The sequence below is a fragment of the Desemzia sp. FAM 23988 genome (genome assembly GCF_045528365.1).
In the GTDB taxonomy this organism is placed as follows: Bacteria; Bacillota; Bacilli; order Lactobacillales; family Carnobacteriaceae; genus Desemzia.
Genome location: NZ_JBGQQS010000009.1, coordinates 90,541 through 113,363 on the forward strand (window position 1 = coordinate 90,541; position 22,823 = coordinate 113,363).

At 37.5% G+C, this 22,823-nt stretch carries 22 protein-coding genes and 1 rRNA gene; 13 read left to right on the forward strand and 10 right to left on the reverse strand.

Annotated elements, in window-relative coordinates:
- Positions 1-52 precede the first annotated feature (52 nt).
- The 3 genes from ACEN4L_RS07005 to ACEN4L_RS07015 all read right to left on the reverse strand — a co-directional run bounded on the left by ACEN4L_RS07005 (position 53) and on the right by ACEN4L_RS07015 (position 4,239).
- Positions 53-2,290 (reverse strand): transglutaminase family protein, encoded by a 2,238-nt coding sequence (locus ACEN4L_RS07005; protein WP_407096854.1) that lies wholly within the window; start codon positions 2,288-2,290, stop codon positions 53-55.
- Positions 2,291-3,181 carry a DUF58 domain-containing protein gene (locus ACEN4L_RS07010; protein WP_407096853.1) on the reverse strand — a complete coding sequence of 297 codons (891 nt, stop codon included), beginning with the start codon at positions 3,179-3,181 and terminating at the stop codon, positions 2,291-2,293.
- Between the two features lie 146 nt (positions 3,182-3,327).
- Positions 3,328-4,239, reverse strand: coding sequence for an AAA family ATPase (locus ACEN4L_RS07015; protein ID WP_407096904.1), 912 nt, complete (start codon positions 4,237-4,239; stop codon positions 3,328-3,330).
- A gap of 347 nt (positions 4,240-4,586) precedes the next feature.
- On the opposite strand from ACEN4L_RS07015, the gene ACEN4L_RS07020 reads away from it, so the two are divergent.
- On the forward strand, positions 4,587-6,431 hold the full coding sequence (locus ACEN4L_RS07020; protein ID WP_407096852.1) for a flagellar assembly protein A: 1,845 nt from the start codon (positions 4,587-4,589) through the stop codon (positions 6,429-6,431).
- A 96-nt stretch (positions 6,432-6,527) separates the two neighbouring features.
- On the opposite strand, the gene ACEN4L_RS07025 is transcribed toward ACEN4L_RS07020, so the two are convergent.
- From ACEN4L_RS07025 to ACEN4L_RS07040, 4 genes are read right to left on the reverse strand one after another with little or no spacing between them, the layout of a single operon-like run.
- Positions 6,528-7,178 carry an amino acid ABC transporter permease gene (locus ACEN4L_RS07025; RefSeq protein ID WP_407096851.1) on the reverse strand — a complete coding sequence of 217 codons (651 nt, stop codon included), beginning with the start codon at positions 7,176-7,178 and terminating at the stop codon, positions 6,528-6,530.
- Between the two features lie 12 nt (positions 7,179-7,190).
- Complete coding sequence (locus ACEN4L_RS07030; protein WP_407096850.1) at positions 7,191-7,838, reverse strand: amino acid ABC transporter permease; 648 nt, start codon at positions 7,836-7,838, stop codon at positions 7,191-7,193.
- Positions 7,839-7,895: 57 nt separating this feature from the next.
- Entirely contained in the window at positions 7,896-8,717 is an 822-nt protein-coding gene (locus tag ACEN4L_RS07035; RefSeq protein ID WP_407096849.1) for a glutamate ABC transporter substrate-binding protein, read from the reverse strand.
- Between the two features lie 15 nt (positions 8,718-8,732).
- Positions 8,733-9,470: an amino acid ABC transporter ATP-binding protein gene (locus ACEN4L_RS07040; protein ID WP_407096903.1), complete on the reverse strand. Its 738-nt coding sequence runs from the start codon at positions 9,468-9,470 to the stop codon at positions 8,733-8,735.
- Between the two features lie 357 nt (positions 9,471-9,827).
- Between ACEN4L_RS07040 and ACEN4L_RS07045 the strand changes: the two genes are divergently transcribed.
- From ACEN4L_RS07045 to ACEN4L_RS07065, 5 genes are all read left to right on the forward strand, one after another.
- Positions 9,828-10,571: a hypothetical protein gene (locus ACEN4L_RS07045; RefSeq protein ID WP_407096848.1), complete on the forward strand. Its 744-nt coding sequence runs from the start codon at positions 9,828-9,830 to the stop codon at positions 10,569-10,571.
- Positions 10,572-10,974: 403 nt separating this feature from the next.
- On the forward strand, positions 10,975-12,354 hold the full coding sequence (locus ACEN4L_RS07050; RefSeq protein ID WP_407096847.1) for a bifunctional metallophosphatase/5'-nucleotidase: 1,380 nt from the start codon (positions 10,975-10,977) through the stop codon (positions 12,352-12,354).
- A gap of 41 nt (positions 12,355-12,395) precedes the next feature.
- Entirely contained in the window at positions 12,396-13,214 is an 819-nt protein-coding gene (locus ACEN4L_RS07055; RefSeq protein WP_407096846.1) for a YutD family protein, read from the forward strand.
- A 12-nt stretch (positions 13,215-13,226) separates the two neighbouring features.
- Positions 13,227-13,991 carry a TIGR01457 family HAD-type hydrolase gene (locus ACEN4L_RS07060; protein WP_407096845.1) on the forward strand — a complete coding sequence of 255 codons (765 nt, stop codon included), beginning with the start codon at positions 13,227-13,229 and terminating at the stop codon, positions 13,989-13,991.
- Positions 13,991-14,620: a TIGR01906 family membrane protein gene (locus ACEN4L_RS07065; RefSeq protein WP_407096844.1), complete on the forward strand. Its 630-nt coding sequence runs from the start codon at positions 13,991-13,993 to the stop codon at positions 14,618-14,620. The genes ACEN4L_RS07060 and ACEN4L_RS07065 overlap by 1 nt, the downstream gene beginning before the upstream one ends.
- 125 nt (positions 14,621-14,745) lie before the next feature.
- On the opposite strand, the gene ACEN4L_RS07070 is transcribed toward ACEN4L_RS07065, so the two are convergent.
- The 3 genes from ACEN4L_RS07070 to ACEN4L_RS07080 all read right to left on the reverse strand — a co-directional run bounded on the left by ACEN4L_RS07070 (position 14,746) and on the right by ACEN4L_RS07080 (position 16,950).
- The gene (locus ACEN4L_RS07070; RefSeq protein WP_407096843.1) at positions 14,746-15,252 is read right to left on the reverse strand and encodes a phosphatidylglycerophosphatase A; all 507 of its coding nucleotides are present in this window, start codon (positions 15,250-15,252) and stop codon (positions 14,746-14,748) included.
- Between the two features lie 131 nt (positions 15,253-15,383).
- Positions 15,384-16,367, reverse strand: coding sequence for an NAD(P)/FAD-dependent oxidoreductase (locus ACEN4L_RS07075; RefSeq protein WP_407096902.1), 984 nt, complete (start codon positions 16,365-16,367; stop codon positions 15,384-15,386).
- Between the two features lie 91 nt (positions 16,368-16,458).
- Positions 16,459-16,950: a divergent PAP2 family protein gene (locus ACEN4L_RS07080; RefSeq protein WP_407096842.1), complete on the reverse strand. Its 492-nt coding sequence runs from the start codon at positions 16,948-16,950 to the stop codon at positions 16,459-16,461.
- A gap of 260 nt (positions 16,951-17,210) precedes the next feature.
- Here ACEN4L_RS07080 and ACEN4L_RS07085 point away from each other — a divergent pair, with 260 nt between their 5' ends.
- The 7 genes from ACEN4L_RS07085 to ACEN4L_RS07115 form a co-directional block, all read left to right on the forward strand.
- Positions 17,211-17,801 (forward strand): peptidylprolyl isomerase, encoded by a 591-nt coding sequence (locus tag ACEN4L_RS07085; protein ID WP_407096841.1) that lies wholly within the window; start codon positions 17,211-17,213, stop codon positions 17,799-17,801.
- Between the two features lie 117 nt (positions 17,802-17,918).
- Positions 17,919-18,785, forward strand: coding sequence for an ROK family protein (locus ACEN4L_RS07090; protein WP_407096840.1), 867 nt, complete (start codon positions 17,919-17,921; stop codon positions 18,783-18,785).
- A gap of 262 nt (positions 18,786-19,047) precedes the next feature.
- Positions 19,048-19,431, forward strand: coding sequence for a CvfD/Ygs/GSP13 family RNA-binding post-transcriptional regulator (locus ACEN4L_RS07095; protein ID WP_407096839.1), 384 nt, complete (start codon positions 19,048-19,050; stop codon positions 19,429-19,431).
- 60 nt (positions 19,432-19,491) lie between these two features.
- Positions 19,492-19,878 (forward strand): hypothetical protein, encoded by a 387-nt coding sequence (locus ACEN4L_RS07100; RefSeq protein WP_407096838.1) that lies wholly within the window; start codon positions 19,492-19,494, stop codon positions 19,876-19,878.
- A 141-nt stretch (positions 19,879-20,019) separates the two neighbouring features.
- Positions 20,020-21,366, forward strand: coding sequence for a glucose-6-phosphate isomerase (locus ACEN4L_RS07105; RefSeq protein WP_407096837.1), 1,347 nt, complete (start codon positions 20,020-20,022; stop codon positions 21,364-21,366).
- Positions 21,367-21,483: 117 nt separating this feature from the next.
- The gene (locus ACEN4L_RS07110; protein WP_407096836.1) at positions 21,484-22,014 is read left to right on the forward strand and encodes a GNAT family N-acetyltransferase; all 531 of its coding nucleotides are present in this window, start codon (positions 21,484-21,486) and stop codon (positions 22,012-22,014) included.
- Positions 22,015-22,557: 543 nt separating this feature from the next.
- A 16S ribosomal RNA gene (locus tag ACEN4L_RS07115) occupies positions 22,558-22,823 on the forward strand; the annotation flags it as partial.

A 22,823-nucleotide genomic window follows, 5' to 3' on the forward strand; every position in this document is an offset into this window, starting at 1 on the left:
TAGAACATGCAGATTGTTTTTCTTACATGGTGTCTATTAAAAATAATGTTATTTATTCAAATTTGTCTATTGAGAGTTGTTGGGAACTCTCTAAAATAGAAACCATATCAAGCAGATAGGCTTTTTGTTGGGGAGAAGCAGCTTTCGTGTCTTCAGATAGTGCATAAGTTGCTTCTTCCATCATCTGAATAAAGATTAAGACAATGCCAGCTTTTTCAGGGATCATTTGCATCCATTGTTCATAATATTGCCGAATCGTTTGGTTAAAGCGAGGTTTCTTTTTCAACTGAAACAATTTATCCACTACCATCAACTGTTGTGGATAGGACAATAGATCAGTCGAAAGGACTTTTTTTACCAGCCAAATAGAGATAGTCCAACGTCTAAAAACCCCAGTCAAACTGACAGCAATGAATACTACCAAAGCAACAATTTTTCCAGTATTCTTACTGAACCAACTTTCTTTTTCTGTAACCTCAGCATTCTCTTCATCAGGAGAAATTGATTCGGATACTGTATCTTGAGAGGATTCAGTGCTTTCTTCGTTGGATTCTACAGCTTCTTCTTGCTCTTGTTCTTCAGGAACGAGTGTGTCCTCCAAATCCTCTTCTAAAGCTGTTTCATCTGTTAGCGGCTGATCAAAAGGAGGGGTCGGTTCAAATGGGACCCAGCCATAATCTGCAAAGTAAACTTCCGGCCAAGAATGAGCATTGGCATTGGTCACTTCATAGTAAGTTTCTTCTTCAGAAGTTATTTTTTCACCACTATTAAAACCTTTTGCCCAGCGAGTTGGAATGCCCAAAGCCCGGCACAATACGACCATTGCCGTCGAATAATTATCGCAGTATCCAACTTTTGAGTCAAAAAGGAAATGATCTACATAGTCACGACCTTTTGGAATATAAGCCGCTTCTGATGTGCTGTAACGAAATCCGCCATCTTCTTTTAAATACTGCTCTATAGCACGAATCTGCTCATACGGAGTGGCAGCATTTACTGTAATAGAATGAGCCAGTTCGCTCACTCGTTCTGGTAAATCAACTGGTAATTGAGTATACGTATTGTAAAAATTGTCACCTAAATTTTCGTTAACAAAAGTTGCTTCTGTTAAATCAGGATTAAATTCTCTTGAAGGGGTCAGAATCAAGGTATAAGCATCTACAATATTTTCTGGATCTTCTAAAATGTATTGCTGGGTAGGCCTTTCCAGCAACAATTCAATCTCACCATTGTACTCCGCGAAATCTAAGAAAATAGTATCATGCGTATAGGGGATATAGGAAAATGACTCGCTCAATTCAATATCGATTTCTCGCATATCAGTGGGGCTGTTTTCTGCATCAAATGATTCATAAATTGACAAATCAACAGGAGAGTAGTTCTGATATGGAGCTTCCCAACCTTTGCCAGTATAGACTTCTTTCGATTCAATCAGCCAATAGTGAGGCTCAGAAGTATGAGCAGTAAAAACTGTGTTGTATCGTTGAGTCAGTGGACCGCCTAAGTTGGCGTCATTTTCACTAAAACCGCTTCTGGAAGAAACGCCGCCAGGGCTGTAGCGGTCGATCCATTTGTAGAAATCATGCGCTTCTAAAGTTTCGTGATAGACATCTGCTTGGGAAACTGTCCATTCTTGCTGCTTTGTTAGATGATCCACCCCCCATAACGATACTCTAGTGAATAAAAGTCCTCCACCTGAGAGCAAGAGTAAAGATAAAAAAGTATTTCTCCAACTGCCGGTTACAGTGATACGTGCAATCCCTATCAAAAGGAAGCCAAACAACAAGGTTGAAATGACAATATCAAATAAGTCAGTAGTCGTAAATACCTGCAGTATCAACAAATAGCCTAGACCCGTAAAAAAGGACAGGTAAGGATTGAATCGCTTCAATAAAGCATAGCTGGTCACTGAAAGCAGACTCATGATCAATAGCAGGCTTAATAGATTGGGTAAAATAGTGATTTCTCCAGAGACCATTTGGAAAATAGGCCGTAGAAATTCAGACAAAAAGAGTTGGAACCAGGATCGGTCAAAGGATCGTTGGAAAGGAAAATAGAGATAAATAAGGTAAAGACTGGAAGCGAGTTGGACAGGCAGCCAGAGGTACCATTTAGGTAAGAAGACCAGAATCAGTTGTAAAAAGATGACATACATCAAAAGCGGTCTTGAGAAAGAAAAATCATTTAGTTGGATAAAAAGCTGCAGGATAGGAATAAATAAAGCCGTATTCACAGCAGCTAAGCACATTTTTTTGAAAAGAGTCAGCAAATATTCTTTTGTGAGGCTCAATTAATTCCCTCCTAGGTCTAAAATTGTCAGCGTTTCTTCACTTAAAAAGAAACTTGTTTTTAGATGAGTTTTTTTAATAAAAGAGACAACTTCAGCAGGAGCTATAATAACTTTCTTGCCATTTTTTGGTATTTGATTATCCCAAATCGACAGTAAGGCCTCTAATTGCAGTGTGGGTTGAACCGACAAAAAGTTTTTGACTCCTTCTTGAAGAAGCAAATCTTCATCAAATTCACCGACGATGAAAAGTTGTACAGTTTGAAAACGATTTAGTTCTAAATAAAGACTGTATGTCAAACTAATCAGCTCTTCAAACTGAGCTGATTGATACCCTAAAAAAAACAATTTTAAAGGGGGATTGATTTCTTTGTCATAGTCTTTTACCATCAATGTCTGCTTCTTGAAACTGGTTTTCCAATCAATATCTTTTAAAGCATCTTGCTGCTGATGTTCTCGCAATTGCCGAAAATTTGCTGCATCTTGTGCCGAAAATGACTTCAAATCCAATTTCGCATCTAGTTTCTTTATCGTTCCATATAGAAGAGCGGATGAGATCACAGGAGGATAAATCTCTAACTCTACTGGAATCTGCTTTTTTTCACGGTGAGTAAAAAATCCCAAGAGGTCTTTTCCTGAAGTATGCGCCCAGAGTTTTTTGTGGTGCCCTCTAGGGAAACGAATATCAGAAAAGGAAACTGTTACCTGATATTTAAACAAACTTGGCACTACAGTTGTGAGTGTGGTTTCTTTCACGCCAACAGCTATCGTCAAATAGGGAATCAGGACCGGTAGAAAGCCTTTCGTTCTCAACTTCAATTGGCTATTCAGTTCATGTCGCGGATTTTCTGAAGCATCAAAATCAGCTTTTCCCCATAGAATTAAGGTGCTCAAAAAAGAACCCAGCAGAATGAAAGTGAAGAAATAAAAAACAGCCCAAGAAACAGGAGTAGGAAAGGTAAGCGTGTAAAGAAAGAGTGCAATATACAATAAACTCCACAAAACTTTTTTCAGGACGAGAAAGAAGCTGCTGGGATTCATTATGTTCGACCTCGTTTGACAGGAACTGGTACTTGTTGAATCAAAGAAAGAATAGCATCCGCTTTTTGTTTAGGGGAGAGATAGTCTTTGAACAACAAGCGATGCTGATAAACAGCTGGAAGAATGGCTAGTATATCGTCAGGAGTAATATAATCTCGCATATCCAATAAAGCATATGCTCTAGCTGCAGCCAAGCAATATTGGTTCCCTCTCGGACTGACACCTAGACGAACCTTTTGATTGGTACGAGTATTTTCACCTAGTTTAACGATATAAGTAAGCAAATCAGGTTGAACATAAATCGTTGGAACGAGTTGTTTCAGCTCTTGGAATTCAGCTAAACTCAATAAAGGCTGGATCCGTGATAAGGATTCAGTTTGATCAGGATTGGATAACATTCGCACTTCTTGTTCTACTGTGGGATAACCTAAAGAAAGCTGCATCAAAAAGCGGTCTAACTGTGCTTCAGGCAAAGGATAAGTTCCTTCGTGTTCGATAGGATTTTGAGTAGCTAAGACAAAGAATGGTTCTGGCAAATTATACGTCTTGCCATCCATCGTTACTTGACCTTCAGACATAGCTTCCAGCATAGCTGCTTGCGTACGTGGAGAAGTCCGGTTGATCTCATCTGCTAAAATCAAAGAAGAAAAAATCGGTCCTTTCCGAAATTCAAACTGGGCTTTTTCGGTCAAAGGAATCGAAAAACCAATAATATCGCTGGGAACGAGGTCTGGTGTAAATTGAATTCGGGAAAAAGGAGCATTCAACGTTTTAGCGATCGTCTTTACAAGCAATGTTTTTCCTACCCCTGGAATATCTTCAAATAGAACGTGACCACCAGCTAACATAGCTGTAAGGGTCAATTTGGTAACGTCTTCTTTTCCAATAACGATTTGATTTACAGTATTCATTAACTGATGCAGATGGCAAATCGACTGCTGGTGCTGTTCTGATAAAGCCAATAAAATCCCTCCAGTTTTAAAACGTACATTTTTTATTATTTTAACCAGAATATAGCCTAAATACAACTATACTTCTCATTTAATGAAGACAAAATTGCATATGTAATAACAAGATAAGTGTTAAAAGAAGGAAGAGTGGTGTTAAGTAACCCTACTTTGAATGAAAGCTGCTCTTTATTTCAAATGCAATCTTGTGTTTAAGCTGATTAAGGATATAATAATAAAAAGGGGTTCGAACGGTGTATGCATTAATAAATGTAAGCGGATTTACACATGGAGAATGGAGGTAGAATAGGGTGAACAATACTACAGAAAAAGGAGCAACACCAGATAATAGCGAAAAAAATCATTTTCATCAGCAATACCTTAATCGAAAAAACAATGTGTTGAAAGGAAAAGTCTGGTCCGTCAATGGGAGGATATTTGTAAAAGATGGGCCTCAGGCTATCCCGACGATTACACTTCATGAAAATGCTGAAGAAGTGATCATTGTTAAAAATGGAGAGGTCATAGCAGAGTCTATTGTTGAAGTGACTGAAAGTGACCAAATATCGATTGAAACAAAAGAGATACTTGTACCTCCTAAATGCATGGTCATAACGGATGAAGAACAGTTGACTGCTTTTATTGAAGTTGAGCCTGGATATCGGTTGATTCGAAATCTGAATAACTTTTCTCCTACTCATCAAGCAGTATTAACCATTCAGGAACAGAGAGTAATCAATGAGCCATTGAGTGTAGAAGAAATAAACAATCAATTGAGAAAAGCAGATATTACTTATGGTCTAAATGAAGAGAACATCAAACTTGCAGCTCAATCTAAACAGCATGCAGTGATAGAGGTGGCTAAAGGAATTCCAGCACAAGAAGGAAGCGATGGATTTTTAGAGATGCAAGTTGAGTCGACTATTAAACGCGTCTTGACCGCAGATGAAAAGGGGAATATCGATTTTCGAGAAACTCGTCAGATTCCTACTATCGAACCTGGAGATATTTTAGCTGTTATTCACCTGTCAACGCCAGGAAAATCTGGAAGAAGTGTGAAGAATAAAGAAATCCAACCGCCTCCAGTCATGAACATTCATTTTCATGCTGAAAAAGGAGTGAAATTAGAAGAAAACAGCATTACAGCAACTAAAGTTGGTCGTCCTTACATTCAGCAAAAAAATCATGTTGTCAAAGCTTCCGTAATCCCTAAATTTTTACAGCAAGAGAATGTTAATATTGCTACAGGCAATATTCGGTTCTATGGAGATGTGGAAGTAGTAGGAGAAGTGGAAGAAAACATGACAGTTGAGGCGGGAAACGATATTATTTTACACGCTTCTGTCAACAGTTCAGTTATTACGGCTACTCATTCTATTACTTGCAGCGGCAATATTTCCAATTCGGTTTTGTCTGCCGGTGAAAAGAATACGGTATTGGTAAAACTCGGTAAATCTATGGGAATGATAGCAGAGCAATTGGAAACGCTGGTAGCAGTTATTGAACAAATCACACATTCTCCTAATTACTTGATCAGTGAACAGAAGCAAAGCATTCGTTCTATACTAGATTTTTTATTGAAAAAACGGTTCGCTGAATTTAAATCCATTGTCAAAGATTACATTATCAGTGCCGGTCAGAACAAGGAATTTTTACCTGTAGAATGGAAGGTTCTTGCAAAAGAACTCCAAGAAATCTTTTTTACACACTCTTATCTAGAAACTACTGTTTATCAATTACAAGGTGTCTTGAGCGCTATCCAAGAAATCCAAGAAAAGAATGTCTTGGATTTTGAAGAAGATTCCAGTATCACTGTAGCCAGTACGCTCAATAGTACATTAAGGTGTAATGGGGATGTCCATATTATGGGGCATGGAAGTTTAAATACGACGATCGAAGCTCAAGGAAAAGTGATGATCAGCGGATTGTTACGCGGCAGTAGTGTATTTGCTAAAGAGGGTGTGGAGATTAAAGAAGCCGGCTCAACTGGCGGAGTCAGGGCTAGTGTAGCAGTGCCGGAAGATAAAATGATTCGAATTGATCTTGCTCATGAAGGCACAGAATTGAAAGTTGGGCCAGCTAGATTGGTTTTAAATCAACAGCAGCAGAATATTACGGCCCTTTTGAATACTGAGGGACAAATTGTATTCAAATGACTGGATACAGCGAAATAATTATACTTAAAAAGAGTAAAGAAAAAGGCCTTTATCATCAACTATTGATGATAAAGGCCTTTTTCTTACTTAATTCGTTTATCCAGCACTTTGTTCTAAGCGTTTGGATAGTTTAGATAGTGTATAACACACTACCCAGTAAAGGAATCCCATAGCGATAAACATGGGGATAACGTAAGTCGTATTTTGTCCGTAGACGATTCGTGCATTATGTGTTAGTTCAGGTAAAGTAATGATCGTCGCTAAAGACGTATCTTTGACTAATGCAACAAATTGACTGACGATTGGCGGCACCATTGCTCGCAATGCTTGCGGAATAATGATGTACCAAATCGTTTGGAAATACGTTAAACCAGTTGAACGACCGGCTTCCATTTGACCAGAAGAAATGGAAGTTAACCCTCCACGAATGATTTCTGAAAGCATCGCAGATTCAAAAATAGTCATGGCAGCGACTGCTGACCAGAAAATACTTAATCGAACACCGACTTGCGGTAGTGCGAAGTAAGTAAAGAAAATAATCAACAACAATGGCAGATTACGGATAATGTCAACGACAGCTCCAACAATTAATGAAAGAGCAGGAATTTTCATGTAGCGCAATAAGCCAAGAACAGCTCCGATGATAAAGCTCAAAATAATTGAAACAGCAGCTACTTCAAGTGTAACTAGGAGTCCATCCAATAAAAAGCGGATGTTCACCCAGGAATAAGCTCCAGTAAAATCCAAGTGAATCTCCTCCTAATCGTTTACAGCTAAGCGGCGTTCCACATACTGCATAGTATAAGTTAATGGTAAAGTAATAATCAGATAAAATAGGGCAACGATAATATACGTATCAAATGTATTAAAGGTTTCACTTGCGATCAAATCTCCGTAATACATTAAATCTAAACCAGCCACCATAGCTAAAACAGATGAATTCTTCACTAAATTAATAAATTGGTTGCCTAGTGGAGGAATCACAATTTTAATGGCTTGTGGCAAGATGATGTAACGCATCGTTTCACTGTAACTTAAACCCGTAGATAAACCAGCTTCCATTTGACCTTTAGGGACTCCCAAGATACCGGCACGAACTGTTTCAGCAATAAAAGCTGAAGTGTAGATTGTTAATCCAATAATCCCGGCTGTAAATCCATCTACTCCCATAAAGAACATAGGAAATACGACATAGAAGAACAATACGATAATCAATAGGGGGATATTTAAAAATAATTGGACATAAAAATTAGCTAGTCCAGATAATAGTTTATTGGTGGATACTTGGAAAATACCTAGCAGTGTACCAATAATTAAACTGATGACTAAGGCAATCACACTAGCAATTAGGGTATTGATAAAACCTTCTAGTAATAAATCACCATAGTTGGTTAAGATTTCAATCATTTTACGCACCTCATTTCTTTTGTTTCAGTAAAGTACTTTAGGAAAGAAAAACTCCATCTAGTTAAGGTCAGGAACTTCTTCTTCGGGGAACCATTTGCTGAAGATTTCAGCGTATGTTCCATTTTCAATAATGGTATCTAATGCTTCATTGACTGCATCTAAAAAGTTCTCTTGACCATAATTGATAGCAATCCCATATGGTTCATCTGTAAAAGGTTGACCAGCTAGACGATATTCAGGATTGTCTGCAATGATTCCTAATAGAATCGCGTTATCTGTTGTCACAGCGTCACCTTGGCCAGATTGTAAAGCTGTAAAAGCCTCTGAGTAGTTTTCTAATTCTAAAACAGTTGTTTCAGGTGCATGTTCACGAATATTTTGAGCAGATGTTGAACCCTTAACTGCTAAAACAGTTGTATCTGCAGTTAAATCTTGAACACTTTGAATGGGGCTGTCAACAGGCACTAATAATGATTGTCCTGCTGCAAAATAAACATCTGAAAAGTGAACTTGTTTCATTCTTTCTTCTGAAATTGTCATAGTGGCTATGATTGCATCAATGTTTCCATTTTTGATCAATGGAATTCTCGTTTTAGAAGTTACTTCGATAAATTCAGCGTCTCCAGCATCACCAGTAATTTCTTCAGTTAATGCTTTAGCGATATCAATATCGAAGCCTTCAATTTCGCCTTTTGCGATGTTATAAAGACCAAATAAATTGGTGTCTGCTTTTACTCCCCAATTGATAGTAGGGGTACTGCTTTCTGCTATACGCTCTGAGATATCTTGGGTGGCCACAGTACTAGAGGTACAAGCCGCAAGTAACATTAGAGGAAGCAACAGTAAGTAAAGCAGATTCTTTTTCTGTACTATTTTCATACGTATACCTCCAAATTAAACATGGTGGATAATCTTGCCTAAGAATTGTTTTGCTCTAGGATCTTGAGGGTTTTCATAAAATTCTTGAGCGTTTTTATCTTCAATTACTTCTCCGTCTGCCATGAAAATAACTCTGTCGCCAACTTCACGAGCAAATCCCATTTCATGAGTGACCACGATCATCGTCATTCCTTCTTTGGCTAGTTTTTTCATAACGTCCAGCACATCATCGATCGTTTCAGGATCAAGTGCACTAGTTGGTTCATCGAACAGCAATACTTCGGGGTTCATAGCCAATCCGCGGGCAATCGCAATACGTTGTTTTTGTCCACCAGATAATTGAGTAGGGTACGAATCTTTTTTGTCCAACAGATTTACTTTATCCAATAATTTTTCAGCTGTTTTTTTGGCTTCTTTTGGATCTTGCTTGAGGACTTTGATGGGAGCTAGTGTGACATTCTCCAAGACAGTCATATGTGGATATAAATTGAAGTGTTGGAAAACCATCCCAACATGTTTGCGTATATTGTTGATGTTCGTTTCTTTAGCATGCAGATCAACATCATTGACCAATAATTGGCCTTCGTTGATATCTTCCAGTCCATTGATGCAACGAAGCATCGTGCTTTTTCCGGAACCAGATGGTCCGATAACAACAGCGACCTCTCCTTTTTTAAAAGACAGATTGATGTTTTTTAACGCATGAAATTCACCGTAGTATTTATTGACATCTTTAAACTCAATCATTAAAATTCCTCCTTAGTTGGTTGAGTAGCTCTATATACATAAGAATGAGGAAGTACACAAAGGCGGTCGATAAGCTTTGCGTGCTTCCTACTATGTATTCGTGCTATACGATTATTAAAATACTTTTAGTTACTTTACCATTTTATCATTCTACTATAATCACTTGGTATTTTCAAGCATGCCTATTCTAGATGTGATGAACTTGAAAAGGCTTTAATTCAAGGTGTAAAGGAAAGACAGCGGTTGCTATTTTTTTATTCCATTCTCCTTCTAAGAGATAATTTTTGCTTTTGACTCTAAAAGTTTTTAAGCTAAGTAGAAGGAGTTTTTTTACATGATTTTAATACAGAAAGGAAGAAAGCTATGTACTTTATTCTGACATTCTTTTGTGCATTTGGCTTTTCTTTAATTCATTATTTTTCTAAATATATGAAGTTTGCTGGTAAAACACCGCGCAGTCGTTTTTTGTCGTTGTCAGCCGGTGTGGCAGTGGCGTATGTTTTTATACATTTGCTGCCTGAACTGAATGAATATCAGGAAGTTGTTTCCCAGCACCTAGAGAACAGCTATTTAGGTTATATTGAAAATCATATTTATATTATTGCGATGTCTGGATTAGTCTTGTTTTATGCTTTAGAACGAATGGTAAAAGTAAAATTAGATAAAGTCCAGAGTGATTCACACTATGCGTTAAAAAGCAACCAAGCTGGTGTCTTTTGGCTACATATCAGTGTGTTTTTTATTTATAATGCGGTTATCGGATATTTGCTGATAAATGAGGATTTTAAACATCCTAGTAGTTTGCTGTTTTACTTTCTGGCTTTATCCGTTCATTTTGTTACTAATGACTGGGGACTGCGGCGAAATTACCAGCAAGCTTATGACCGCTATGGTCGGATACTCTTGTCTGGTGCTCCACTTTTAGGTTGGTTTATGGGGATATTCATTGAAATCAACCATTTTGGTGTCTCAGTATTGCAAGCTTTTATAGCCGGGAGTGTTATATTGAATGTTATGAAAGAGGAATTACCGGAAGAACAAAAAAGCAGTATCCTCAGTTTCTTGTGTGGTGTAGTGGGGTATACGTGTCTGTTGCTGCTCGTTTAAAAAGACAAGACGGTGATTAGGAGAACGTAGAACAGCAGTACTGAGCTTACACGGCACAGTGCTGCTGTTTTTGTTTGAAACAGTGATTATTTTCTGTATATTGGTTTAGTAAGAAAATGAAATGCTTACTATATAACTCATGGGATGAAAAACATCTCTAGAATCAAACTGTTGTAAAGCTGAACTCTGTAGAAAGTTTTTCTACATTCTTTTTCTGAAATGGAAGAAAAATGTGGTAATAATTGATACAATGTAAGTGTGCTGCTTTTAGTTCACGCTAGTAGGCAGCCAGGCAATCAACTTAGAGTTAAAGGATAAAGAATACTGAGCTCAACCAATGAACAAAATGAGAAGAAACTTTAGACTAGTGGAAGATTCACTTTATGGGACGAAGGGGAATGTTATGGAACGGATTCATTTATATCATACGAACGATATTCACTCGCATTTAAGCAAATGGCCTCGTATATCTCAATTCTTACGTGATGAGCGAAAGCGAGTGGAAAACAACGGAGATTCATTTTATTCATTTGATATAGGTGATGCTTGTGATCGGGTACACCCCTTGATCGAGGCTACAAATGGAACTGCAATGGTCCATTTAATGAATGAAGCTCACTACGATGCTGCCACGATTGGAAATAATGAAGGAATAGGCAGCTCCAAGGAACAATTGAACCACCTATATGATTCCGCAAATTTTAAAACTGTGATTTCAAACATGTTTGATACTAAGACTGGTGAAACTCCAGAAGGGACTGTCCCCTTTCAGTTGTTAAAGACAAAAGAAGGACATCGGTTAGGAGTGTTTGGCTTGACTGCCCAATTTCCTACAAGCTATGTACCTCTAGGGTGGACTATTAAAGATCCTTTTGATGCCATTTCAGATATGCTGGAAATATTAGCACCGCTGACAGATTCGATAATCCTTCTGTCTCATTTAGGAATAGGCGCCGACCGGAAAATCGGGGAGATGTACCCGATGATTGATGTTATTCTCGGTGCACATACGCATCATGTACTTCCTAAAGGGGAAAAAGTAAGGAATTCTTTGTTAGGAGCAGCTGGAAGATATGGGGAATATATCGGGCATATTGTGTTAGAATTAGACAATACAACCATTGTACATTCCACAGCAACGGTCATTCCTATCGAAGAGGTACCAGCTCTCAGTAAGGAAGAAGAATTGATTGAAAGCTATGAAATAAAGGGTCATGAACTGTTGAAACAACAGCAGATTGCTGACTTGCCAGTGTCATTACCTGTAAGCTGGTACCAAGATTCTGAATTGGTACAAATCAGCTTAGAGGCTGTTAAGTATTATGCTAAAACAGAGGCTGCTGTATTGAATGCCGGATTATTTATGACTTCTTTAGATAAGGGAATCGTCACAAATGATGAATTGCATAAAATGCTGCCTCATCCAATGCGTATTTTAAGAGTCACTCTGAGTGGTGCAGATCTGGTTCGAGTAGTCCAGGAAATGGAAAAAAATCGTGGCTATTTAAGAAAATTTCCTATTAAAGGCATGGGCTTCAGAGGAAAATACTTTGGAGAAATTTTATACAACGGGTTGAGTTTGGAGCCTCTGACAGGAGAAGTGTTGTGGCAAGGAAAAGAAGTTGTCTTAAATGAGCGATATACATTTGCGACGGTAGATCATTTTATGTATATCCCTTTCTTTCCAACGATTGAATTACAAGGAAAAAATGAATTGATTTTTCCGCTTTTTATCCGCAATGTTGTTGGACAGTACTTGAAAAAAATCTATCCGATCGTATAAAACAACTTTTGAACAGTAAACAGAAACGAAGGTGAATTAAGATGGCAAATCCAAATGAAAAAAAAGATACCACCTCTCAAAAGAATTCGCATACTAGAGAAAAGAAAAATTCAAAACCAAAACAATCTTACAAACAATCTTCTGCAAAAAAAATCTCTCATAAAAAAGAAGAGCCGATAGTAAACACAGATCAATTAGAGAAAAGTATTGAAGAAACAGTAATTCCAGAAAAAGATCTGATTGTTCAAAGAGTGGATCAATCCATGATCACAATAAATGGCGATCAATATGAAATTGTCAAAGATTACCGTGAGGCATTTGATGCGAGACGTTTGAGTGAACGTTACAGTCCTATATTAGATAAATATGATTATATCGTGGCAGATTGGGGATTTGAACAATTAAGGTTAAAAGGGTTCTATGACAATCAGAATCGCAAAGTTCCCCAAGATAAAAAAATCAGTCAACTAGAAGATTATTTGTATGAGTATTGCAACTTTGGTGCTCCTTATTTTGTGTTGAAACGATTAGAAACGAAAAAGAATTCTTCCAATACGACTAAACCGAATCGTCGGAAAAAGCAGAAGAGAAAAAATATTACTAATCGCAAACCAACTCATACTCAAGACTATACTGAACACACCAACTCAAGCCAAGCTGCTTCTGGAAATACTGGAAATAAACGCGGAAATAGACCCGTCAAAAAGCAGAATTTCGTGCAAAAAGAAGTGACGCCTAAAGAAAAAATGGTTAAACCGGAAAAAGAGACTGTAGTGGTTAAGACAGTCAAAGATGAAAAAGGCTCAAGAAGATTTAACATTCGTCGGAATGATGTAGACAGAGCCAAAAATAAATCATAAAGGTTGGGTAATGTGAACTATAAAGGCTATTTGATTGACTTAGATGGAACAATGTATAAAGGAAAAGAGCCAATACCGGAAGCACCGTTGTTTATTCAACAATTACGAGATAAAAAGATTCCTTTTTTATTTTTGACGAATAATTCAACGAAGACACCTGAATCCGCAGCAAAAAATTTGCAAGAGAATTTCGGGATTAAGGCATTTCCAAACGAAGTCTACACGAGTTCTTTAGCAACAGCTGATTATTTGAAATCTTTAGACAATGGGAACAAAGTATTCGTTATTGGCGAAGAAGGGTTAAAACAAGCATTGAGAAACAAAGGATTTGTGGAAGACCTAAATGACCCAGATTACGTTGTCTTAGGGTTGGATGAAACAGCAACTTATGAGAAATTCAAAATCGCAACTTTAGCGATACGGAAAGGTGCTCAGTACATCGTTACAAATAAAGACACTAATCTGCCTACAGAAAAGGGACTTGTTCCAGGGGCTGGTTCATTAGCGGCATTACTGACAACAGCCACAAGAGTTGAGCCGACTTTTGTTGGAAAACCGGAAACGATTATTATGGAAGAAGCGTTGAAACTATTGGATCTTCCTGCTCAAGATGTGCTGATGGTTGGAGACAACTATGAGACAGATATTCTGGCCGGAATCAATAGTGATATTGATACATTGCTGGTCCTAACGGGTTTTACTAATCGTGAAGATTTGGCTGATGTCTCTGTGCAACCCACATATACTCTCAACTCTTTAAGAGAGTGGGATATTTGATGAAAAACAGACCACTTGATTTTTTAGGGTTCGCGACTATTTTTTTATGGATTATCTCTTTTGCTATTATGGTTACAATCAATTTTACACCGCTGTATTCATTTGATGTCGACTACTTCAATATTCCTGAGCGGGTTGGTTTGTCTAAAGACATTATCATGGAGAACTACCGTATGTTGCTAGATTATTTGAATAAACCATGGATAAATGAATTGAATATGCCTGATTTTCCAAGTTCTGAAAGTGGGCTTTTTCATTTTTATGAAGTAAAACGATTGTTTTTGCTGGATTATGGTATTTTGATTGTGACAACTATTGCTTCATTTTTCTATTTGCGTTATTTGAAACACAGTAAAAGAAATTGGGTATTGCTGAGACCATTTATGTGGGGAATAGTTGCACCGCTGATCATTCTGTTTTTGATTGCTGCAAATTTCGACCAGTTGTTTGTGCTGTTCCATCAATTGTTTTTTAACAATGATGCCTGGATCTTTAATCCCTCTACCGATCCCATCATTATGGCACTGCCGGAAGCCTTTTTTATGCACTGTTTTATCTTGGCATTTGTCCTGATAGAACTGTTGATTACAAGTGTATACTTTTATGCGAAGAAAACGGCGTTTAAATAAAAAAATTGAAAAAGAACGAATCCAGAATTTATGTCTCCTGGATTCGTTCTTTTTGGTTAAAGTAAAAAAGCTTCACTGCTATTGTTACGAGCAGTGAAGCTTCCGCTTGGTAAAGCAACAGAATTTTATTTCGTGATCTCAGATTTAGAGGGATTATCATGGGCTAAGCGACTAGCTGCTGAAGCTGCTATGGCTCCAACAATGTCATCTAAGAAAGTATGAACCTCATTGCCTTCATGACTATTCAGTTTTTCTAAGATTCCTGGTTTTACTTTATCAATGTAACCATAGTTGGTGAAACCAATCGATCCATATACATTTACAATGGACAACGCCAATATCTCATCAATACCGAATAACCCTTCATCATCTGTGATGATCTCTTGAAGTGGATGCATCAATTGTTTTTTCTCTGCTAGTATGTCTAATTGGATACCGGTTAAAATCGTATTTTGAACTTCGCGCTTTTTCAATACCGATTTAACATGTATCAAGCATTCCTCTAAACTCAAATCTTCAATATATTTATTTTGTAAAAATAGAACAAGCTCAGCAATATCCTCTTCGCGGACACCACGTTCATGCAGCAAATCTACCGCAGTTTTGTGCATTAAATTTTCATCTTTTACCATACTTATCCCTCCATTTGAAATAACTCTATTCCTATTATACCTATAAAAAAGGAAAATGATAAAACGATAAGCAAAAAGAGCTTTAAAAGTTTTCGGCTTCTAAAGCTCTTTCAAGATAAATAGATAAACGATTAAAACAAACTTGTGCTGTGCATCGGTTGTACGCGTTCATCTGGATTGATATAACTCATAGCGTTATTGATGGCTGTCGGACCTTCGCCAAATCCAGTAGCGATCAATTTGATTTTACCCTCATAGGTACAAATATCACCGATAGCGTAAATACCAGGAATGGTCGTTTCCATTTTTGTATTTACCGGAATTTCATTACGGGAAACTTCAAACCCCCACTTTTTCATCGGGCCGATAGAAGAGGTGAAACCATAATTGACTAAAAAGTCATCCACTTCGATTTCTTTTTCGTTATCGCTGCGTACTTCCTTGAGGGTGACAGCGTCTAGTTGGTGATGATTTCCAGAAAGTGCAACCGGTACAAATGGCGTAAGAAGCTCAACACTAGATTTCTCCAATAAAGAAATGCTGTGCTCAAGAGCTCGGAACTTATTTCGACGATGGACCAAATAAACTTTTTTAGCAATCGGCTCAAGCGTTAATGCCCAATCTACCGCAGAATCTCCGCCACCGCAAATGACTACATTTCGGTCTTTAAATTGCTCGATGTTGTTGACATAGTAATGTAGTGTTTTGCGCTCGTATTTCTCTGCATCATCGATCTCTAGTTTTCTAGGTTGAAAAGCCCCGTTCCCAGCAGCTATAATAACGGCTTTAGAATAGTGTTTTCCCTTGTTAGTAGTCAGTTTAAAAATCTCGTCATCATTTTTCACGACATCCAACACTTCTTCATCTAAACAAACGGTTTGATCGAAGCGGGAGTTTTGGACAGTCAAATTTGAGATCAGTTCTTCACCTGTGATGACCGGCAGTACTGGGATGTCATAGATATCTTTTTCAGGATACAACATCGAAACTTGACCGCCGAGTTGAGGCAGACTATCGATAATTTTTACTTTAGCATTTCTCATACCACCGTAAAAAGCCGCAAACATACCCACAGGCCCACCGCCAATAATGGTAATATCATATATTTCATTCATTGATTCCAACATTAACCCTCCAACAATTCATTGCTGTACTTTCCGAATAAGTATAACACAAAGTGTATGGTACTCCAGGTGTTCAATTCAATTAATGATTAAACAGGGCTTGAGTGACATACGCTACACCAATACCTGTTAAGATTCCAAAGAATACTTCGATCGGTTTATGCCCTAAATATTCTTTCAAGTGACGCTCTTTCTGTTCTTTGTTAAACTTTTCAGTCGTTGCATCTTGTGATAAGTTCCAAACTTTTTCACGCAAACGAGTAAATTCAATAATCAGTTCATTTAATAAGATACCTTGTTCTCCGCTTTGTCTACGAACTCCCATAGAATCAAACATAACTATGACTCCAAATGTACTAGCAATGGCAACTAAAGGAGAGTCAATACCGTGTTCCAAAGCAAGAGCTGTAATCAATGAGGAAACAGCAGCTGAATGAGAACTAGGCATTCCACCTGTAGAAGTAGCTAAAGCTAGCGAGGTTTTTCTCTTTAGCAGATAAGCCACAGGTATTTTAATAATTTGTGCAAATACAATAGCAGTAAATGCTGCTATAAGTGGATAATTTGAGAACATGATGGTTGTTCCTTCCTTTAGAAAATAAAATATAAAGCTGTTTTTATCATACCATGAACTATACGAAAGCTGCTTAAAAAAGTTTTGTTTTTTCACTGTTCTCTAAAGATGCTTAATAGAATTTTGCAGACGGTTTTGAAGAATAAGATGGATGTAAGGAAAATAATAGTGGCAATCATAAAAAAGATTCGTTATCATGAAAACTGTGTAAAGAAAGAAAAGACTTATGCAGCTAGTAGCGCAATATAGGAGGATGAAAAATGAGCACATATACTCAATTGTCAAAAGAAGTGGCAGAAAACGAAAGGAAAGCCGTTATTCGTACAAATATGGGAGACATTACGATTAAATTATTTCCGGAAATTGCTCCAAAAACAGTTGAAAACTTTGTAGGCTTAGCAGAAAAAGGCTATTACAACGGAATTGTTTTCCACCGTGTTATTCCTGATTTCATGATTCAAGGTGGAGACCCAACTGGAAGCGGTATGGGCGGAGAAAGTTTATGGGGAGATTCATTTGAAGATGAATTTTCTACTGAAGCTTTCAACATCAACGGAGCGTTGTCCATGGCAAATGCTGGTCCAAATACGAATGGAAGTCAATTCTTCATCGTAACGGCATCAAGCACACCTGCAAACATGGTGGCCCAACTAGAAGCAGCCGGCTATCCAGCAGAAATTGTTGAAGAATATAAAAATAACGGTGGAACACCCTGGTTAGACCAACGTCATACGGTTTTTGGTCAAGTTATTGATGGTATGGATGTAGCGAATGATATCCAAGGGGTTCAACGTGGATTCCAAGACAAACCTGTAAACGATGTTGTTATTGAAGCCATTGAATTTGTTTAATCCGAAAAACTTCCGTCTATAACCTAGGCGGAGGTTTTTTGTTCGATTCATTATGAAAACGAATTCTTTTTTTAGATAGAGTTTGTTATAATGAGGAGGTAATTCGATTTTGAAAGGATGAAGAATATGTTTGGAGCAATTGAAGCTGGCGGGACTAAATTTGTCTGTGCAGTGAGCGACTCAGAATTTACTATCAAAGATAGAGTGAGTATACCGACTACAACACCTGAAGAAACTCTGACCAAAGTGTTTGCTTTTTTTGATCAATACGAAGTAAGTGCTATCGGTATCGGTTCATTTGGACCGATCGATGTCAACCGTAATTCAGATACATATGGTTATATTACATCTACACCAAAAACTGCTTGGAAGTACTACGATTTCCTAGGCGTTGTGAAAAAAAGATATCCTATACCGATAGGCTGGACAACAGATGTCAATGCTGCTGCTTTAGGAGAAATAAAAATGGGAGCAGCCAAAGGACTAACTAGTTGTATCTATCTAACGGTCGGTACGGGAATCGGCGGCGGAGCTGTAATCAATGGAGAACTATTAGAAGGTTATGGTCACCCTGAAATGGGGCATATTCCCGTTCGTTTACATCCTGATGAGAATTATAAAGGGACTTGTCCGTATCATGGAGATTGTCTTGAAGGAATCGCTGCAGGCCCGGCCATTGAAGGCAGATTTGGTAAAAAGGGACATTTGCTTGCAGATCAAGAAGAAGTGTGGGAGATGGAAGCTTATTATTTAGCACAGGCTTTGATGAATTATACGTTAATTCTTTCTCCAGAACGTATCGTGCTAGGCGGAGGGGTCATGAAACAAGAACAGTTATACCCATTAGTTCGTCAAAAATTTACTGAATTGATGAATGGTTACGTCCAAGTTCCAGATTTGGAAGAATACATTGTTGCTCCTGGATTAGGAGATAATGCAGGGATTACAGGAAGCTTGATGCTGGCAGCAGGACAAATGAATTGATTTCATAACAATAAGGGGGCTACTGAATAAAGCGGTGGCCTTTTTTCTGTGGTTTATTGATGAAAAGTGTAAACTCTTAAAATGTTTTGTGAACAACAGGTAAAGAAAAAAGGCTAGAATAGCCTCTTTTGTTCAATAAATAAAATAACAAATTGTTTTGAAAACGAAGTCATTTTCAAAATGGTACAAATTATTTATGGATGGTGCTATAATAAGAGCGTAATGAACACAGTGGATTAATTCTGTAAAGCGAGGTGTTAGGATGGAATATAAAATCGGTATGGTTACAAAAGGCCAAGTAACTGGGATTCAACCTTATGGTGCATTTGTTTCTTTAGATGAAGAAACTCAAGGTTTGATTCATATCTCTGAATGCCGACATGGTTATGTTAAAGAAGTAGATGAATTGTTAACCGTTGGAGAAGAACTTGAAGTGATGATCATTGACATTGATGAATACACCAAAAAAATCAGCTTATCCCTCAGAACCTTGGAAGACCCTCAAACATTTGTTTACTATCCTAAGAAAAAACGCCACTATGCTAAAAAAGGCAAAATAGGGTTTCAAAGTATCAAAGAAACCTTGCCTAAATGGATTAAACAGGCTAAAGAAGATGAAAAGAACCAGATCAACTCTAGGCAATAGTGTATTCGTTATAGTAGAGAATATTTGTTACTATGGATAATTCTTGAGAGGGGTATATGCATGACTGAAGCACAAATGGTAGCCGGTACTGTAATGGCTCAAGCGTTTAATGGGAAATATGTTTTTTTGGTAAAAAATCAAGAGGAATCATACGAACTGCCAACTACACCTATTTGTGATAATAAAACTGGGCTGGCGTGTATGATTGATGAATTAAAAACGATTCTTGATATTGAAGGTTCAGCATTAGACTTATACGAACTAACAAATTCTGTTGTAAATGATTCTCGTATACCTCTTTTTGTGTTTGCGTTAAATAAAAAATTTACAGAACTCAATGAACTTTTGAAAGAGAACTCGACTCACTACGCTTGGATGCCTTCTGACACTTTAATTGAAACGTTAGAAGACATGGATATATCTGGGGTTCCCATTTTCAATCAATGAAATAACAATACGACAACAGCGTTTTCATTTTTAATGATGAAAGTGCTGTTTTTTCTTGCTTTTTTCAGGCAAAACATCTAAAGTAAAAGAGTATTAAACAAGCAATAAACCACAATACATACTTATGGAGGTTATTGAAAAATGAGTCATATTCAATTTGATTATTCAACAATCAGCAAATTCATTCAAGAACATGAACTGACTAATTTGCAACAACAAGTTTCAACAGCTGACGACATGCTGCGTAACGGAACTGGCGCAGGTAGCGACTATCTAGGATGGGTCAACTTGCCGAAAGATTACGACAAAGAAGAATTTGCTCGTATTAAAGAAGCTGCTAAAAAAATCCAAAATGAGTCTGAAGTATTAGTTGTACTAGGGATCGGCGGTTCTTACTTAGGAGCTAAAGCTGCATTGGATTTCTTAAATCACACTTTCTACAATTTACTAGGTAAAGATGAACGTAAAGCTCCGCAAATTTTCTTTGCAGGAAACAGTATCAGCTCAACTTATTTAAATGATTTAGTAGAAGTTATCGGAGACCGTGATTTTTCAGTTAATATGATTTCGAAATCTGGAACAACTACAGAACCTGCTATCGCTTTCCGTGTGTTTAAAGAATTATTAATCAAGAAATATGGAGAAGAAGGCGCTAAAGAAAGAATCTACGCAACAACTGATAAAGCTAAAGGTTCTTTAAAAGGAGAAGCCGACGCACAAGGGTATGAAACTTTCGTCATTCCTGACGATGTTGGAGGACGTTTCTCTGTGTTAACTGCTGTAGGTTTATTGCCAATCGCAGTAAGTGGAGCAGATATCGATGCGTTGATGAAAGGTGCAGCAGATGCCAGCGAAGCATACTCTAGTGATAAACTAGAAGAAAATGAAGCTTACCAATATGCAGCATTACGTAACGTATTATATCGCAAAGGAAAAGTAACTGAGTTATTGATCAATTACGAACCAAGCTTGCAATACTTTTCAGAATGGTGGAAACAGTTATTTGGAGAATCAGAAGGAAAAGACCAAAAAGGTATCTACCCTTCAAGTGCCAACTTCTCTACTGACTTGCATTCATTAGGACAATTCATTCAAGAAGGTTCTCGTAATATTTTTGAAACGGTTATCAAAGTTGAAAAAACTAAAAAAGGAATGACTATTCCAGAAAGCGAAGAAGATTTAGATGGCTTAGGCTATTTACAAGGAAAAGAAATCGACTTCGTGAACACAAAAGCTTTCCAAGGAACTTTATTAGCCCACACCGATGGAGATGTTCCAAACTTTGTGATCACTATTCCAGAAATTGACGAATATACATTAGGCTACTTGATGTACTTCTTCGAAATCGCTGTAGGTGTTTCTGGTTACCTAAATGGCGTAAATCCATTTGACCAACCAGGAGTAGAAGCTTACAAGAAAAATATGTTTGCATTGTTAGGTAAACCAGGATTTGAAGAGTTAGGAAAAGAATTAAATAACCGTCTATAATCCTTAGTGTAATTCTAACCGTTGTTTAGCCGTTCAATCGTGGAGAAAAGAAATTTTCTGATTGAATGGCTTCAAACAGCGTTTTTATTTTATCTTTACTAAGAAAGAAGGCAAAACATGGAATCTCAAATAGTTATCCACCAAGCAACATCAAATGACGCGTCTCTTATTCAGGGAATTTTAATGCAGACAGCACAATGGTTAAAATCTATAGGCTCCACTCAGTGGAGCGAACTATTAGAGGGCAAAGATAACCACAATACTCCATTAGCTATTGAACGGGGAGAAGTATATTATGCCACGCTGGACAATCATGTAGCGGGTATGTTTATTCTATGGAACAAACAAAGCAACTGGGATAAAGAAATGTGGGGACATACTCCCGATGAAGAGTGGCTTTATTTACATCGAGTTAATATCGTGCGTAAGTATGCTGGCACTGCTATTGCTTTGCAGATGATAGAAGAAGCTAAACATATAGCAGCAAAAAAACAAACCAAAGGTATACGATTAGATTGTATGGCAGAAAAAGAGTATTTAAATAACTTGTATCAAGAGTCAGGGTTTTCATTCGTAAAGAGAATTAAAGACCATGATACGGGTATAGAAAAAGCAGATTTTAATCTTTACCATTATCCACTAATATAAAAAAGCGAACTTTGCTACTTTTATATTTCATTGAATTTAAGTATTTGAGATAGAAGAACCTTGTGAAAACCAAACCATTTTGCCTTTTTGAATAATTATTATACGCGTTAATAAAAAAAAGCATTTTTTTGTTGACCAGAAAACAAAAAGTTGTTATAGTAATTGATGTCGCAAAAACAAGGTTTACAACACTGTTAGTCGATTGTAAATTTTTCAATAAAAAGTTGTTGACTTAAAGTTAAGCGACGTGATAATATTAATGGAGTCGATGGAGCGCTTGCATAAATATTTTTTGAATAAAGATGCAAAAAAACTTTTAAAAAAATGTTGACAATGCTTCGGTCGCCTGGTAATATTAAGAAGTTGTCACAGTGACAACGCAAACGAAATTAGACCTTTGAAAACTAAACAAAGTAAGACGAACCAAACGTGTAAGGAAGTTTTGGCAAGTGCCAAAACAAACAAATTAGTGAATAATTATTCGCTAGCAATCAATTAATGAGCTACAAGCATCATTAAAACAAGCAGACTTCGGTCTGCAACTTTTATGAGAGTTTGATCCTGGCTCAGGACGAACGCTGGCGGCGTGCCTAATACATGCAAGTCGAACGCTTTCTATCGGTGCTTGCACCGAGAAAGAAGAGTGGCGGACGGGTGAGTAACACGTGGGTAACCTACCTATAAGCGGGGGATAACATTCGGAAACGGATGCTAATACCGCATAGATCTTAATGCCTCCTGGCATTGGGAAGAAAGACGGCTTCGGCTGTCACTTGTAGATGGACCCGCGGCGCATTAGTTAGTTGGTG

Bases quoted from the DNA above. Each gene is read 5' to 3' on its own strand.
- ACEN4L_RS07055 (WP_407096846.1), top strand. From the start codon at position 12,396: ATGGCAAATCCAAATGAAAAAAAAGATACCACCTCTCAAAAGAATTCG.
- ACEN4L_RS07065 (WP_407096844.1), top strand. From the start codon at position 13,991: ATGAAAAACAGACCACTTGATTTTTTAGGGTTCGCGACTATTTTTTTA.
- ACEN4L_RS07105 (WP_407096837.1), top strand. From the start codon at position 20,020: ATGAGTCATATTCAATTTGATTATTCAACAATCAGCAAATTCATTCAA.
- ACEN4L_RS07035 (WP_407096849.1), bottom strand. From the start codon at position 8,717: ATGAAAATAGTACAGAAAAAGAATCTGCTTTACTTACTGTTGCTTCCT.
- ACEN4L_RS07015 (WP_407096904.1), bottom strand. From the start codon at position 4,239: ATGAATACTGTAAATCAAATCGTTATTGGAAAAGAAGACGTTACCAAA.
- ACEN4L_RS07075 (WP_407096902.1), bottom strand. From the start codon at position 16,367: ATGAATGAAATATATGATATTACCATTATTGGCGGTGGGCCTGTGGGT.
- ACEN4L_RS07100 (WP_407096838.1), top strand. From the start codon at position 19,492: ATGACTGAAGCACAAATGGTAGCCGGTACTGTAATGGCTCAAGCGTTT.
- ACEN4L_RS07045 (WP_407096848.1), top strand. From the start codon at position 9,828: ATGTACTTTATTCTGACATTCTTTTGTGCATTTGGCTTTTCTTTAATT.
- ACEN4L_RS07030 (WP_407096850.1), bottom strand. From the start codon at position 7,838: ATGATTGAAATCTTAACCAACTATGGTGATTTATTACTAGAAGGTTTT.
- ACEN4L_RS07110 (WP_407096836.1), top strand. From the start codon at position 21,484: ATGGAATCTCAAATAGTTATCCACCAAGCAACATCAAATGACGCGTCT.
- ACEN4L_RS07095 (WP_407096839.1), top strand. From the start codon at position 19,048: ATGGAATATAAAATCGGTATGGTTACAAAAGGCCAAGTAACTGGGATT.
- ACEN4L_RS07085 (WP_407096841.1), top strand. From the start codon at position 17,211: ATGAGCACATATACTCAATTGTCAAAAGAAGTGGCAGAAAACGAAAGG.
- ACEN4L_RS07080 (WP_407096842.1), bottom strand. From the start codon at position 16,950: ATGTTCTCAAATTATCCACTTATAGCAGCATTTACTGCTATTGTATTT.
- ACEN4L_RS07050 (WP_407096847.1), top strand. From the start codon at position 10,975: ATGGAACGGATTCATTTATATCATACGAACGATATTCACTCGCATTTA.
- ACEN4L_RS07090 (WP_407096840.1), top strand. From the start codon at position 17,919: ATGAAGAATATGTTTGGAGCAATTGAAGCTGGCGGGACTAAATTTGTC.
- ACEN4L_RS07070 (WP_407096843.1), bottom strand. From the start codon at position 15,252: ATGGTAAAAGATGAAAATTTAATGCACAAAACTGCGGTAGATTTGCTG.